The 15,951-nt window shown below is 72.6% G+C and carries 4 protein-coding genes; all 4 read right to left on the bottom strand.

The window, feature by feature from the left end; translation table 11 throughout:
* Window positions 1–31: 31 nt before the first annotated feature.
* Window positions 32–2,200, bottom strand: coding sequence for a condensation domain-containing protein (locus O3X23_RS38880; protein WP_269278378.1), 2,169 nt, complete (start codon window positions 2,198–2,200; stop codon window positions 32–34).
* A gap of 64 nt (window positions 2,201–2,264) precedes the next feature.
* Complete coding sequence (locus tag O3X23_RS38875) at window positions 2,265–13,112, bottom strand: type I polyketide synthase (protein WP_269278376.1); 10,848 nt, start codon at window positions 13,110–13,112, stop codon at window positions 2,265–2,267.
* Window positions 13,112–14,386, bottom strand: coding sequence for a type III PLP-dependent enzyme (locus O3X23_RS38870; protein ID WP_269278374.1), 1,275 nt, complete (start codon window positions 14,384–14,386; stop codon window positions 13,112–13,114). Before O3X23_RS38870 ends, O3X23_RS38875 begins: the two co-directional genes overlap by 1 nt.
* On the bottom strand, window positions 14,383–15,951 hold the full coding sequence (locus tag O3X23_RS38865) for an AMP-binding protein (protein ID WP_443048110.1): 1,569 nt from the start codon (window positions 15,949–15,951) through the stop codon (window positions 14,383–14,385). Before O3X23_RS38865 ends, O3X23_RS38870 begins: the two co-directional genes overlap by 4 nt.

Raw genomic sequence — 15,951 nt, 5'->3', positions numbered from 1 at the left:
GTACGAGCCCCCTCGGCGTATCAGCCGTCGATCACGCCTGCTTGCCGGCGATGTACGTGCTGAGCTTCTCCGGGGTCGGGTGTGCGAACAGGTCGGCCAGCCGGATCTTCACCTGGATGTTGGTGGTGCGCTTGACGCGCTGCAGCAACTGGACCGCGAGCAGCGAGTGGCCGCCACTGGTGAAGAAGCCGGAGTTCGCGTCCAGGTCCTCGCGCTGGAGGAACTGCTTCCACAGGGCGATCAGCGCCCGGGTCAGCTCGCTGGTGTCCACCGGCTCCGGCGCGCTCTCGGTCCGCAGCAGCTCCTCGGCCCGCAGCCGCAGGCCTTGCAGGTCAGGAGCACCGTGCACGGTCGGAAGCCCTTCGGTGACGATGATGCGGGACGGCTCCGCCGGGCCGGGAAGGTCGGTGCGCACCTGCTTCCGGAGCTGGTCGAGCAGGTCGGGACCGGCCCCGGCGCCGATGGCGGTCGCGACGAACGAGACGAGGACCCCGCCCACGGCGACCGTGACGGCGGCGTCGACGGCGGGGTGCGCGAGCAGCGCGGCGTCGACGTCCTCCAGGCCGAAGGCCAGCCCCTGCACGGTCACCCGGCGGTCCAGCCGCCCGAGGATCTCGATCCGCCCGTCGGGCAGCCAGCGGGCCACGTCACCGGTGTGCGTGACGTCCTCCGCGGCGAGGCAGAGCTCCCCGCGGACGCCCACCGGCAGCTCCGTGCCGTCGGGGGCGGCCACGAAGGCCCGGGTCGGAGCGGAGGGGTCGGCCTTGGCGGAGAGCTTGAGGTAGCCGGAGAAGGGCGCGACGGGCGGGCCCGCGAGGGCCCGGGGCAGCCCGTCGCGGTGGCCCGCGAGAACGGCGGCGTGGTCGCCCGGGCTCCAGCCGGAGATCTCACCGATGGGCCGGTCCAGTTGGTCGCCGAGGGCGCACAGCAGGGCGTCGTAGCGGGCGAGGAGCAGGGCCACCTCGGCGGGGGAGAAGACCTGGGTGCGGAACACCGCGCGGATCGTGGTCCTCGCCGCCTCGGGCTCCGGCATGAAGAAGAACTCGAGGTCGAACTTGCTGAAGCCGTTCTCCACCCCGCGGATCCGCGCCGGGTGCCCCGCCACCTCGAACGTCCCGGAGGTGCCGCCCGGAACGTAGTTGAAGAGGTGGTTGAAGAGCGAGTTCCGCCAGGAGGAGGAGTCGCCGTCCCGCACCTCGTCCAGCACGGACTCGGCGGTCACCCCCGGCTCGCCGAGGCTCTCCAGGAAGACCGCGCGCGCCCGGTTCACCAGCCGCTTGAACGGTTTGGCCGGGTCCATCCGCACGCGCAGCGGCAGCACGTTCACGTGGTAGCCGATGGCGCCCTCGTGGCCGGGCGGGCGCACGCTGACGGGCGAGCCGACGACGATGTCCGAGCCGGCGCCGTGCTGGGCGAGCAGCAGGTAGTAGGCGGCCAGCAGGATCACGGCCTCCGGCGCGCGCAGCTCGCGCTGCAGGCGGGCCACCACGGCGAGGGCGTCGTCGGAGAGCGGGTACTGCAGGGTGTCGCCCGCCAGGTTCGGCGTGGCCGAGGCCGGATTCCCGTACCAGAGGCCGTCGTCCGCGCCCCGGAAGCCACGGAGCTGGTCACGCCAGAAGTCGACGCTCTCCTCGGACGGCTCCGCCTCGACGACCGCGGCGACGGGGGTGGTCGAGTACGCGTCGGGCGCCTGGTAGGCGCTGATCAGCTCGCCGAGGAGGGTGACGGTCGACATCGCGTCGAAGACCAGGTGGTGCAGGGCGACGCTCACCACGTCGCCGGCCCCGCCCGGCCGCCGGAAGCGCGCCGCCCGGACGAGCGGGCTCCCGTCCAGGGCGAACGGCTCCGCCACGAACGCCTCGACGGCGGCCTGCAGGCCCTCCTCACCCTCGTCACCGTCCTCGGTGACGTCGACCGGGGTGACGTCGACCGGGATGACCTCGATCGACGTGATCGCGTCGGCCTCCAGCACCTCCTTGGTGAGGTCGGTCTCGGAGGTGCGGAAGACGGTGCGCAGGATGTCGTACTTGCGCACCACCAGGGTCAGCGCGCGGGACAGTGCCGCGGTGTCGATCTCACCGGCCACGTCGAAGGTCAGGGACAGGTTGTTGACGCCCGATCCCGGTACCAGCCGCTCCAGCAGCCAAAGGTCCGTCTCCTTACGGGTGGCCGCTGTCGTCGCGGGGTCCTGAGCAACCATGTCGGATCTCTCCTCAAACGGGTCATGCGGGGATACGGCGGCCGGTTCGGTCGGTTCAGCTGGTTCAGTCGAGGTGTTCGAACTCGTTGTCGAGGATGTCGAAGAGCTGGTCGGCGTCGGCCGAGGCCAGCTCCGCCGCGTCCTCGGCGGCGGACGCGCCCGCCTCGGCGGCTCCGGCGCGCAGTGCGGTCCAGCGGGCCACCAGGGCCCGCAGGCTGTCGGTGACGCGGGTGTGGTCCGTGGCGTCGACGTCGCCGTTGCCGGTCGTGGTGACCAGCCGGTCCTCCAGGTCCGCGAGTTCGGCCTCCAGGGCACGCAGCGCCGCCGGGCCTGAGGGCGCGGGTGCCAGCTGCTCGCGGATGTACTCGGCGAGGGCCTCGGAGGTCGGGTAGTCGAAGATCAGCGTCGCGGGAAGCCGCAGCCCGGTCGCCGGCGTGAGCCGGTTGCGGAACTCGACGGCGGCGAGCGAGTCGAAGCCCAGCCCGCCGAAGCCGCGCGCCGGATCGACGGCATCGACGCCCGAGTGCCCGAGGACGGCCGCCACTTCGCTCCGCACGAGGTCCAGGACGACCGGCGTGCGCTCGGCCGGCGGGAGCTTGAGCAGCCGGTCCTTCAGGCTCTCCGGGGCTGCCGCATCGGCAGGGGAGAGTACGGTGCCGCGCCGCGCCACGGGCGCCCTGACGAGCCCCCGCAGGATGGCCGGCAGACCCTGGCCCCCCGCCCGCGCCTCCAGCGCCGCGGTGGAGAAGGGCACCGGCAGCAGGTGCGCCTTCCCGGCGAGCAGCGCCGCGTCGAGCAGCGCGAGACCCGCCTCGCGCCCCAGCGCGGGCGCCCCGCCGCGCGCCACCCTGTCGACATCCGCCTGCGTCAGATCCGCCCCCATGCCGCCCGATTCCGGCGCCCACAGGCCCCAGGCGAGCGAGGTCGCGGGGAGGTTGTGCGTACGGCGGTGGGTGGCGAGCGCGTCGAGATAGGCGTTGGCTGCGGCGTAGTTGGCCTGTCCGGTGCCGTCGAAGGTGGCGGCCGTCGACGAGAACAGCACGAAAGCGTCCAGGTCGAGGTGCGCCGTCAGCTCGTGCAGATGGCGGGCGGCCTCGGCCTTGGGGCCGAACACCGTGCCCACCTGGCCGGGAGTGAGGGACTCGACGGTCCCGTCGTCGATGATGCCGGCTGCGTGGATCACGGCGGTGAGTGGTTGGTCGTTCAGGAGTGTGGCGAGGGCGTTGCGGTCGGAGACGTCGCAGGCGGCGATGGTGACGGTGGCGCCCGCGTCGGTGAGTTGGGCGGTGAGTTCTGCCGCGCCGGGGGCGTTGTGGCCGCGCCTGCTGGTGAGCAGGAGGTTGCGGACGCCGTGTTCGGTGACCAGGTGGCGGGCGGTGAGCGCGCCCAGGCCGCTGGTGCCACCGGTGATGAGGACGGTGCCGTCGGTGCGCCAGGGGGTTGCGTCGGTCTCGGCGGACGGCGTCATGCGGGTCAGGCGTGGGGCGTACAACTGGGAGTTGCGGACGGCGAGTTCCGGCTCGTCGGTGGTGAGGACGGTTGCGGGTATCCGACCGGTGGTGGCATCCGCGTCGGTGTCGATGAGGATGATGCGGTCCGGGTGCTCGGCCTGCGCGGCTCGGACGAGGCCGTGCACGGCGGCCTGGGCGAGGTCGGTGACGTCCTCCCCGGGCAGCGCGGCGACCGCGCCCCGGGTGACGACGACCAGCCGGCCGTCACCGGAACCGGCGGGGGATTCTTCGGCCAGCCACCCCTGCACCTGAGCGAGGACATCGACGACGGCGACCCGGGCATCGGCCCGCGACACGACGCGCAGCAGCGCGCTCTCATCGACTGTGTCCGAGCCCTCGGCAGCGGGGGCAGCATCCACCGCCGACCACTGGATCTCGTACAGATCCCGGGCCAAGGCGGCCTGGGCCGGCACCGCGGTGTTCACCGGACGCAGGGCGAGCAGGCCGACGGAGGCGACCGGAGCGCCCTGCTGATCGGCCAGGTGCAGGGCGTAGCCCGAGCCTGCCGGGGTGATGCGTACCCGCAGCGCGGTCGCGCCCGTCGCGAAGAGGGCGACGTCGGACCAGGCGAACGGCAGCTCGGCCACTCCGCTGTCGGCCCCGGAGAACGCGATGCCGTGCAGCGCCGCGTCGAGCAGCGCCGGATGCAGCCCGAACCCGGTCGTTTCGGTGCCCTCCGGCAGCGCGACCTCGGCAAAGACCTCGTCGCCGAGGCGCCAGACGGCGCGCAGCCCCTGGAACAGCGGCCCGTACTCCAGGCCGCTCGCGGCCAGCGTCCCGTAGAGGCTGTCGACGGGTAGGGAGTCGGCTCCGGCCGGCGGCCACTGGGCCAGATCGAAGTGGGGAGCGGTGGCGTGGGAGGTGAGCAGCCCGTCCGCGTGCCGCGTCCAGGGCTCGTCCTCCGCCGCACCCTCGGGCCGCGAGAACACCGACAGCGTCCGCTCCTCTCCCGCCCCGCCGATGCTGACCCGCAGGTGAAGGGCACCGGTCTCCGGCACCACGACCGGTGCGGAGAGCGTCAGCTCTTCGAGGGTGCTGGTGTGGGTGTGGTCGCCGGTGTGGATGGCGAGGTCGGCGAGGGCGGCGCCGGGGACGATGACGGTGCCGTTGACGGCGTGGTCCGCGAGCCACGGGTGGGTGGTGAGCGACAGCCGCCCGGTGAAGAGCAGCGCGTCGGTGTCGGGGAGAGCGATGGCTGCGGTGAGCAGGGGGTGGGTGGTGTCGCTCTGGCCGAGCCCGGAGGGGTCGCCGGTGGAAGGGGCGGTGTCGGCGAGCCAGTAGTGCTGGTGTTGGAAGGCGTAGGTGGGGAGGTCGATGGGCGAGTGGCTGGTGCCGAGGAGGGTGGGCCAGTTGATGGTGTTGCCGGTGGTGTGGAGACGGACCAGGGCTTCGGTGAGGAGTTGGGGTTCGTTGTGGTCGCGGCGGAGGGTGGGGATGAGGGTGGTGGTGTCGGTGGTGGTGTCGGCGGCCATGGCGGTGAGGACCGCGTCGGGGCCGAGTTCCAGGAAGGTGGTGACGCCTTGGTCCTGGAGGGTGGTGATGGCGTCGGCGAAGCGGACGGCTTCGCGGACGTGCCGGACCCAGTAGGCGGGGTCGGTGAGCTCCTCGGCGGTCGCGGCGCGACCGGTCAGCGTCGAGACGATCGGGATCGAGGGCACGCTGTACGTCAGACCGGCTGCGACCTCGGCGAACTGCGCGAGCATCGGCTCCATGTGCAGGGAGTGGAAGGCGTGGCTGACGGTGAGGCGCTTGGTCTTCCGGCCCAGCTCGTCGAAGTGGGCGATGACTTGAGCCACTGCCTCTTCGTCACCGGAGACGACGATGGAGGTAGGCCCGTTGACGGCCGCGATCCCCACCCTCTCCGTCACCTGCGGCAGAACTTCCGCCTCCGTGGCCTGGATCGCCGCCATCGCACCGCCGGGAGGCAGTTCCTGCATGAGCCGGCCGCGAGCGGCCACCAGCAGTGCGGCGTCCTCCAGCGACCACACGCCCGCGACATGCGCTGCCGCCAGTTCGCCGATGGAGTGACCGGCCAGCACCTGCGGCCGGACCCCGAAGGACTCCAGCAGCCGGAACAACGCCACTTCCAGCGCGAAGAGAGCGGGCTGCGTGAAGCCCGTCTCGTTCAACCGGTCGCCGTCCTCCGCGAACAGCACCTCAAGCAGCGGCAGTTCGAGGTGCACATCCAGTGCAGCCGCGACCTCGTCCAAGGCCTCGGCAAACACCGGGAACGCCGCGTACAGCTCGCGTCCCATCCCCGCCCGCTGGCTGCCCTGCCCGGTGAAGAGGAATCCCAGCGGCCCGGAGCCGGCCGTCCCGCGTACCGTGCCGGCGGCGGTGCCGCCTTCCGCCAGCGCCGACAGGCCGGCGATCAGGCCGTCGCGGTCGGCGGCGACGATGCCCGCGCGGTGGGTGAAGGCCGAGCGGGTGGTGGCCAGCGCGGATCCGACGGCCGCCGGGTCCAGCTCCGGGTCGGCCAGGACGAAGGCGCGGAGCCGGGCGGCCTGCGCCTGGACGGCGTCCGGCGTCTTGCCCGACAGCACCCACGGCACCACCGGCAGAGCTACAACCGCAACGTCCTCCGCCGGAGCATCCGCAGGCGCTTCCTCCACGATGACGTGCGCGTTCGTCCCGCTGATCCCGAACGACGACACCCCCGCCCGCCGCGGACGCTCCCGCACCGGCCACGGCTGCGCCTCCGTCAGCAACTCAACGTCACCGACCGACCAGTCCACATGCGAACTCGGCGCGTCCACACCCAGCGTGCGCGGCAGCTCCTCGTGCCGCATGGCCAGCACCATCTTGATGATGCCCGCGACACCGGCCGCGGCCTGCGTGTGCCCCAGGTTCGACTTCACCGAACCCAGCCACAGCGGCCGGCCCTCCGCCCGCTCCTGCCCGTACGTCGCCAGCAGCGCCTGGGCCTCGATCGGGTCACCCAGCCGGGTGCCCGTGCCGTGTCCCTCGACCACATCGATGTCACCAGTGGTCAGTGAACCGGCGGCCAGGGCCTGCCGGATCACGCGCTGCTGGGCGGGCCCGTTGGGGGCCGTCAGCTGGCTGCTGGCGCCGTCCTGGTTGATCGCGCTACTCCTGACAACTGCCAGGACGCGGTGGCCGTTGCGCCGCGCGTCGCTGAGCTTCTCCAGGACGAGGACACCGACCCCTTCGCCCCAGCCGGTGCCGTCCGCCGCCTCCGCGAACGGCTTGCAGCGGCCGTCGGCGGCGAGGCCGCGCTGACGGCTGAAGTCGACAAAGGTGTCCGGGGTGGTCATCACGGTGACGCCACCGGCCAGGGCCAGCGAGCACTCGCCGGCGCGCAGCGCCTGGCCGGCCAGGTGGACGGCGACGAGCGAGGACGAGCAGGCGGTGTCGACCGTCAGCGCGGGGCCTTCCAGGCCCAGGGCGTACGAGACGCGGCCGGAGACGACGCTGCCCAGGCCACCGTTGCCGAGGTAGCCCGCGAGCTCCTCCGGCACGTCACGGAGGCGTGGCGCGAAGTCGTGGTACATGACCCCCGCGAACACCCCAGTCGCTGTCCCCTGCAAGCTCTCCGGATCGATCCCCGCACGCTCGAACGCCTCCCACGATGCTTCCAGCAGCAGCCGCTGCTGCGGGTCGGTGGCCAGGGCCTCGCGCGGGCTGATGCCGAAGAAGTCGGCGTCGAACTGCCCCGCGTCGTCGAGGAACGCGCCTGCCTTGGAGTACGTCCTGCCGACGGCTTCCGGGTCGGGGTCGTAGGCGTCGTACCAGCTCGGGCCCCGGTCCTCGGGGAAGTCCGCGATGGCGTCCCGGCCCTTGGCCAGCAGGTCCCACAGTTCTTCGGGAGTGCGCACCCCGCCCGGGAATCGGCAGGACATGCCCACGATCGCGATCGGGTCGTCGTCCGTGGACCGCCGGGCCGCGACGATGGCTGCTGCTGCTCCAGCGGAGGAGGCGGCACCGGCGGTCTCGTCGCCGACGAGCTTCTCCCGCAGGTAGCGGGCGAGCGTGGTGGCGTTCGGGTAGTCGAAGGTGAGGGTGGCGGGCAGTCGCAGGCCGGTGGCGGTGCCGAGCCGGTTGCGGAGTTCGACGGCCGCGAGCGAGTCGAAGCCCAGGGTGCCGAACCCGCGCGCGGGATCGACCGCGTCCGGACCGGAGTGGCCGAGAGCGGCCGCGACCTGCGTACGCACCAGGGACAGCAGGAAGCGCCCCTGCTCGTCCGCAGGCAGCCGGCCGAGCTGCTCCTGCAGTGACGCGTCGCCCGCCGATCCCGAGGCGGCGAGCCGGGCCGGGGTACGGACCAGGCCGCGCAGCAGGGCGGGTACGCCGTCGGCGGCCGCCCGGCGCCCGAGCGCCCCGGCCTCCAGCCGCAGCGCCAGGACGTGGGCGTACACCCCGCCCACGGCCGCATCGAACATCGCGAGACCGCCCGCAGCGCTGTGTGCCGGGGTCCCGGCCCGCGCTGCCCGCTCCAGGTCCTTTGTGGACAGTTCTGCGGCCATGCCGCCGGTTTCGGGTGACCACAGGCCCCAGCCGAGGGAGGTGGCGGGGAGTCCGTGGGTGCGGCGGTGGGTGGCGAGGGCGTCGAGGTAGGCGTTGGCGGCGGCGTAGTTGCCCTGTCCGGTGCCGTCGAAGGTGGCGGCAGCGGAGGAGAACAGCACGAACGCGTCCAAGTCCAGGTGCGCGGTCAGTTCGTGCAGGTGACGGGCCGCGTCCGCCTTCGGTGCCCACACCTCCGCGAGATGCTGCGGGGTCAGGGCGGCGAACGTCGCATCACGCAGCACACCCGCGGTATGCACGACCGCCGTCAGCTCCACCCCGTCCAAGAGTGCGGCCAGCGCCTCCCGGTCCGACACATCACACGCAGCGACGGTCACCGCCGCACCCAACGCCTTCAACTCGGCCGCGAGTTCGGTGGCACCGGGCGCGTCGGGGCCCCGGCGGCTCGTCAGCAGCAGGTTGCGGATCCCGTACGCGGTGACCAGGTGCCGGGCCAGCAACGCACCCAGACCACCGGTACCACCGGTGATCAACACCGTGCCATCCGTACGCCACACCACCGGATCACCAGCACCCGCAGCACGCGCAAGACGCGGCACGAACACCGACCCGCCGCGCACCGCCAACTCCGGCTCACCCGAGCCCAGCACACCCTCGGGAATCTCATCGGCATCGCAGTCCAGCAGAACGATCCGACCCGGGTGCTCCGACTGCGCCGACCGCACCAGACCCCACACCGCAGCCTGACCCACATCCGTCACACCCTCACCCGACACAGCCGCCACCGCACCCCGCGTCACCACCACCAACCCACGCTCGTCATCGAGCGCCAACAGGGTCTGCAGTTCGGCGAGCACGGCCGTCAGCGCCTCGATCGGTTCGACCCGTGCGGGCACACGCACCAGCACCGCATCACCACCGGAGGACGTCTCGCCGGCCCGGAGTGCCGACCACTCCACGTGGTACAGATCCCGCGCAGCCGCCGACCGGGAGGCCGTCAACTCGCCCGCCACGACCGGGCGCAGCACCAGCGCCCCGACGTCGGCGACCGGGCCGCCCCGTACGTCGGACAGGCGCAGGGCGTAGCCCGAGTTGGCCGGGGTGACCCGCACCCGGAGGGCGGTCGCGCCGGAGGCGTGCAGGACGACGTCGGTCCAGGCGAACGGAAGCTCGGCGTTCTCGCTGGGCCGGTCGAGGCCGATGGCGTGCAGCGCGGCATCGAGGAGAGCGGGGTGCAGGGCGTAGCCGGTGGCGTCGACGCCTTCCGGCAGTGCGACCTCTGCGAAGACCTCCTCGCCCAGGCGCCAGGCGGCGCGCAACCCCTGGAAGGACGGCCCGTAGCCATATCCCTGCTCACGCATCCGGTCGTAGGCGCCCTCGACCTCGATGGGTTCGGCTCCAACGGGCGGCCACGCGCTGTCGGCCGGGTGGGCGGTGGCAGCCGCGTCCTCGGGCCGCAGCAGACCTTCGGCGTGCCGCGTCCAGGGGGAGCCGGGGGAGTCGTCGGTCCCGGAGGGGCGGGAGAAGATCCCCAGCGCCCGCCTGCCGTCCTGACCGGGTTCCTCCACGACCAGCTGGAACTCGACCGCGCCGGAGCCGTCGAGCAGCAGCGGCGCCTGGAGCGTCAGCTCCTCCAGTACGGGGCAGCTGACCCGGTCGCCCGCCTGTACGGCCAGTTCGACGAAGCCGGTGCCGGGGAGCAGCGCCGTGTCTCCCACGGCGTGGTCCGCGAGCCAGGGATGCGTCTGCAGTGACAGCCGGCCGGTGAGCACGAGCCGGTCGGAGCCGGCCACCGCGACGACGGCGCCGAGCAGCGGGTGCGGGGCGGCCTCGATCCCGAGGGCCGAGGGGTCGGCGGAGCCCGTCACGTCGTCCAGCCAGTAGCGTTCCCGCTGGAAGGCGTAGGTGGGCAGATCGAGCAGCGGGGTGGTGGCGCCCGTGCCGAAGAAGGCCCGCCAGTCGACCTCGACACCCCGCGTGTGCAGGTCGACGACCGACGACACGAGTGCCGGCGCCTCGTCCTGGCTGCGGCGCTGCGTGGCGACGAGTACGGCGTAGGTGACGCTCTCGGCACCCATGGCGGTGAGCACGGCGTCCGGGCCGAGCTCCAGGAACGTCGTGACGCCCTGCTTCTGGAGGGTGGTGACGGCGTCGGCGAAGCGCACGGCCTCGCGCACGTGCCGGACCCAGTACTCGGGGTCGGTCAGCTCCTCGGCGGTCGCGGCGCGACCGGTCAGCGTCGACACGATCGGGATGGACGGTGCCGAGTACTCCAGGATGGAGGCGAAGCGCCGGAACTCGTCGAGCATCGGCTCCATGTGGAGGGAGTGGAAGGCGTGGCTGACGGTCAGGCGCTTGGTCTTCCGGCCCAGTTCGTCGAAGTGGGCGATGACTTGAGCCACTGCCTCTTCGTCACCGGAGACGACGATGGAGGTGGGCCCGTTGACGGCGGCGATCCCCACCCGCTCCGTGAGCTGCGGTAGTACTTCCGCCTCGGTGGCCTGGATCGCCGCCATCGCACCGCCGGACGGCAGTTCCTGCATCAGCCGGCCGCGAGCGGCCACCAGCAGGGCCGCGTCCTCCAACGACCAGACGCCCGCGACATGCGCGGCCGCCAGCTCACCGATGGAGTGACCCGCCAGCACCTGCGGCCGAACGCCCCACGACGTCAGCAGCCGGAACAACGCCACTTCCAGCGCGAACAGCGCGGGCTGCGTGAAGCCCGTCTGGTTCAGCCGATCATCGTCGGTGAACAGCACGTCCAGCAGGGGACGGTCCAAGTGCTCGTCGAACGTGGCCGCCACCTCGTCCAAGGCCTCGGCGAACACCGGGAACGCCGCGTACAGCTCACGCCCCATCCCCGCCCGCTGGCTGCCCTGCCCGGTGAACAGGAACGCCAGATCACCGGCACCCGCCACACCGGTCCTGGCCTGGCCGTCCACGACCGCGTCCAGACCCGCCAGCAGACCCGCACGATCGGTCGCCACCACACCCGCGCGATGCGCGAAACCCGCCCGCGTCGTCGCCAGCGCCGCACCCACCGACACCGCATCCAGACCCGCATCAGCCAGCACGAACTCCCGCAACCGCGCGGCCTGCGCCCGCAACGCCTCCGGCGTCCTCCCCGACACCACCCACGGCACCACCGGCACCGCCGGCAGCCCAACCCCCGCAACGCCTCCCGCCCCGGCCTCCACCGGAGCCTCCTCCACGATCACATGCGCGTTCGTCCCACTGATCCCGAACGACGACACCCCCGCCCGCCGCGGACGCTCCCGCACCGGCCACGGCTGCGCCTGCGTCAACAGCTCCACCGAACCCGCCGACCAGTCCACATGCGGTGTCGGTGTATCGACATTCAGAGTGGGCGGCAGCGTCTCGTGGCGCAGGGCCTGCACCATCTTGATGATGCCCGCGACACCCGCGGCGGCTGCCGTGTGGCCGATGTTGGACTTCACCGAACCGAGCCACAGCGGGTGGTCGGCGTCGTGGCCCTGCCCGTAGGTGGCGATCAGGGCCTGCGCCTCGATCGGGTCGCCGAGCTTCGTTCCGGTGCCGTGCGCCTCGACGGCGTCCACGTCGGCGGCGGTGAGGCCGCCGCTCGCCAGTGCCTGCTGGATGAGGCGCTGCTGGGAGGGTCCGTTGGGGGCGGTGAGGCCGTTGCTCGCGCCGTCCTGGTTGATGGCGCTGCTGCGCACGACCGCCAGCACCCGGTGGCCGTTGCGTCGCGCGTCGGAGAGGCGTTCGACGACGAGGACGCCGACCCCTTCGCCCCAGCACGTCCCGTCGGCGGCCTCGGCGAACGGCTTGCAGTGCCCGTCCGGCGCGAGTCCGCGCTGCCGGCTGAACGCGGTGAAGGCGCCGGGGCTGGACATCACGGCGACGCCGCTCGCGAGCGCGAGCGAGCACTCGCCCGCGCGCAGCGACTGGACCGCGAGGTGCAGGGCGACCAGCGACGCGGAGCAGGCGGTGTCGACCGTCAGCGTCGGGCCTTCCAGGCCCAGGGTGTAGGCGACGCGCCCCGAGATGACGCTGGTGGCGCTGCCGGTCAGCAGATATCCCTCGTAGCCCTCGGGCGCCTGGTGCAGCCGGGGGCCGTACTCCTGCGGTTCGGCCCCGACGAATACGCCGGTTGCCGATCCGCGGAGCCCGGCGGGGTCGATGCCGGCCCGCTCGAACGCCTCCCAGGAGGTCTCCAGGGTCAGCCGCTGCTGCGGGTCCATGGAGGCGGCCTCGCGCGGGCTGATGCCGAAGAAGTCGGCGTCGAACTCGGCGGCCCCGTAGAGGAAGCCGCCCTCCCGCGTGTACGTCTTGCCGGGCGCGTCCGGGTCCGGGTCGTAGAGGCCCTCCACGTCCCAGCCGCGGTCGGTGGGCAGCGGGCCGATGGCGTCCCGGCCGCCCACCACCAGGTCCCACAGCTGCTCGGGCGAGCTGATGCCGCCCGGGTAGCGGCACGCCATGCCGACGATCGCGATCGGCTCGTCGGAGCCGGCGGCCGGGGCCGTGGCGTCCTGCGGGAGCGGTGCGGACCCGCCGGCCGTGCGGCCGTCGAACCGGACGCCGAAGGCCTCCCACATCAGCTGTCTGGCCAGCGCGGTGGGCGTCGGGTGGTCGAAGGCGATGGTGATCGGCAGGTCGAGCCCCGTCGCGTCGCTGAGCCTGCGGTGCAGGTCGACGACGGCCAGGGAGTCGAATCCGAGCTGCAGGAACGGCTGCGACAGGTCGATGGGGATCCGCCCCTCCCGACCGGCCTTGCGCAGCGCCGCTTCCGCCTCCCCCCGGACCACCGCGAGCAGGCGTCGGTACTGCTCCGCCTCGGCCAGGCCGGCCAGTTCGGCCAGGTCGATCGGCTCGGCCCGGTCGGCCGGATCGACGGCGGAGCCGTCTGCGGTGGACTCGTGGGATGCGGACTCGCTCATCACTGAACTCCAGTGTCGATTTCTGCGCGGGAAGAGATCAGGCGCGACGCCGACGTCACTTCACCGGCTCTGAGCAGGATTTCGGCCGGTGCGGGGCGGCCGAGGAACAGCAGCAGGCTCGCGGTGGGCCCGTACGCGCCCACGTTGGGTACGGCGATCACGTCGCCGGGCCGCGGGACGGGCATACGGGCGGATCGGGAGAGCAGGTCGCCGGGGGTGCACAGCGGCCCGGCGAGGGTGACGACGACCTCGTCCGTCGCCTCACCGTCGCTGCCCCTCCCGGCCTTCGGCTCGACCGAGAGCGGCAGCAGCCGCCCCAGACCGGCCATGCCGCCGAGGGTGTTGATGCCCGCGTCCAGCACCGCGAAGGTCCGGCCGCGGCTCTGCTTGACGTTGGTGACGGTGGTCAGCAGCCGACCGCTGTCCCCGACCAGGTAGCGGCCCGACTCACAGGCGATCTCCGGGACGCCCTGCCGCCACTGCGGGAAGTGCTCGTCCAGGGTCCGTTCCAGCTCGGCGCGCAGATTGCCGTAGACGGGCCGGGCGCCCGGAACCGAGTACGGGGCGGCGAAGCCGCCGCCGATGTCCAGCAGGCGCAGTGGCGTGCCGAGTTCGGCCTCCAGGCGTGCCGCGCCGCGGATGGTCTCCTGGAACTCGGCGATGAGGCTCGCCTCGTCCTTGGAGTTGCTGAGGGGGAAGAAGTGCGCGCCCGCGACCCGGATCCCCTCCACCGCGCGGATCTCCGGCAGCAGGTCGGAGAGACCTTCCGCGTCGAAGCCGAACTGAGAGGGGGTCCCGGTCATCCGGATGCTGGTGGTGGCCGCGGCCGCCGCGCTGTTGACGCGGATCAGGGCGTCGGCGGTGGTGCCGTGCAGGGCCGACCGTGCTCCCAGCCGCCGCAGGTCGCCCAGCGACTCGACGGAGAAGGTGCGGACACCCGCGGTCAGGGCGGCGGAGATCTCCTCCGCGGTCTTGCCGGGCCCGGAGTAGAGGATCCGGTCGGCGCGGTGACCGGCTTCGAGCGCGGACGCCAGCTCGCCGGTCGAGCACACCTCGGCGCGGCACGGCCGGTCGCCCTCGCCGAGGGCACGGACCAGCCCGGGGTGCGGGTTGGCCTTCAGGGAGTAGAAGAGGGTGAACTGCTCCGGCAGGGCGGCCCGCAGGTCGTCACGGGCGGCGATGACGCGGTCCAGGTCGTAGACGTAGAGCGGGGATCCGTAGCGGGCGATCAGTTCCTCGTCCGTCACAACGGCCGTGGCCTCGGTGATGGTCATCCGGCGGCCGGCTCTTCCGCCGCCAGCAGCGCTTCGAGCTGCTGCTTGGCGTTCTTGCCGTTGGCGGTCAGCGGGAAGTCGTCGATGACCTTGCACAGCGACGGGACCTTGACGGCCTCCAGCCGCTGCGCCAGCTCCCGCAGCACGGTCTGCGGCGGCAGGTCGGCGGCGACGAACAACAGCAGGTCGCGGTCGGCGGTCGGCTTGAGGGCGGCGGCGTTCCGCACCCCCGGGATGTCCATGGCGGCGGCTTCGATCTCGATGGTGCTGACCCGCATGCCCTTGCGCTTGAACATGTCGTCGCGGCGGCCCTCGAAGTACAGGTAGCCGTCCGCGTCGAGCGACCCGTAGTCACCGGTGTGCAGGCGGGTGATGCCCGTCTCCGGGTCGGTGCGGAAGGTGCGGGCGGTGATCTCGGGCAGCCGCCAGTAGCCGGCCATCACGTTCGGGCCGGTGACGGTGATCTCGCCGCTGCCGCCGGCCGGGACCGGGTTGCCCTCCTCGTCGAGGATGGTCACCTGGGTGCCGGGGAGAGGACGGCCGGACGAGCCGGGCCGCGTACGGTCCTCCTCGGGCGGCATGACGGTGATCCGCTTGCACTCCGAGATGCCGTACATCCGCACGACGCGGGCGTCGGGGAAGCAGCGCCACAGCCCGTCGATGATCCGCTGCTCCAGGGCGGCGCCGGTGCTGGTGAACATCCGCAGCTTGGTCGGCCGCGGGTCACGCTCGGCGAGCCGGATCAGCGGGCCGCCGAGCGAGGGGACGAGCGGCAGGATCGTCGCGCCGGTCTCCCGGATCAGGAGGTGCAGCTTGGGGTCGGCCTCCCCGTCGGCGAGGACGAGTTCGGCGCCGGACAGGCACGTCAGCAGCACCTGGAACAGGCCGTAGTCGAAGGAGAGCGGGACGCGGCAGAAGACGACGTCGTCCGCGCGGTAGCCGAGCACCTGGTTGATCGCGTCGGCCGCGAACGACATCTGCGCGTGCGGGCAGACGATGCCCTTCGGGGTGGCGGTGCTGCCCGAGGTGTAGATGAGGACGGCGGGGGAGTCGGTCGACGCTCCCTCGGAGGTGACGCGGACCCCGGTGTCGGAGGTGGCGGCGGCCCAGACGGCGCCGACCTCGTGGACGGGCACCTCCGTCAGCGCCTGAACGCCTTCCGCCAGGCCGTCCACGACCACGACGGCCTTCGGCTCGCAGTTGGCGATGACGGCCCTGAGGTGGAACTCCTTCATCTCGGCGCTGATCGGCACGAGGGCCGCCCCGATCCGGGAGGCGGCGTAGAGCAGCGCCACCATCTCGCGGACGTTCGGCAGCCGCACGACGATGCGGTCGCCCGCGCCCACCCCCTGCTCGCGCAGCCAGCCGGCGACCCTGTGGCTCTGCTGGACCAGGTTCTCCCAGGTCCAGGCGTCGCGGGAGTCACGCACGGCGATGTTCCGGGGTCGCAGGGCCGCCGTCGTGTCGAGCAGTTCGTGCAGCAGCCGCGCGGTGCCGGCGGCGCGCTCGGCGCGTTCGGCGTGGTCGCCCACGGTGTCCACGGTTTCCACGATGGTCACGGTCAT

Origin of the sequence: Streptomyces sp. H39-S7, from assembly GCF_027158205.1 — a bacterium.
Lineage (GTDB): Bacteria > Actinomycetota > Actinomycetes > Streptomycetales > Streptomycetaceae > Actinacidiphila.
Note: the sequence above shows the minus strand (reverse complement) of the source record. Positions and strands in the feature narration are given on the sequence as shown.

What these genes read in the sequence shown, in the direction of transcription:
- O3X23_RS38880 (WP_269278378.1), bottom strand. Translation starts at nt 2,200, where the DNA reads ATGGTTGCTCAGGACCCCGCGACGACAGCGGCCACCCGTAAGGAGACG.
- O3X23_RS38870 (WP_269278374.1), bottom strand. Translation starts at nt 14,386, where the DNA reads ATGACCATCACCGAGGCCACGGCCGTTGTGACGGACGAGGAACTGATC.
- O3X23_RS38865 (WP_443048110.1), bottom strand. Translation starts at nt 15,951, where the DNA reads ATGACCGTGACCATCGTGGAAACCGTGGACACCGTGGGCGACCACGCC.
- O3X23_RS38875 (WP_269278376.1), bottom strand. Translation starts at nt 13,112, where the DNA reads ATGAGCGAGTCCGCATCCCACGAGTCCACCGCAGACGGCTCCGCCGTC.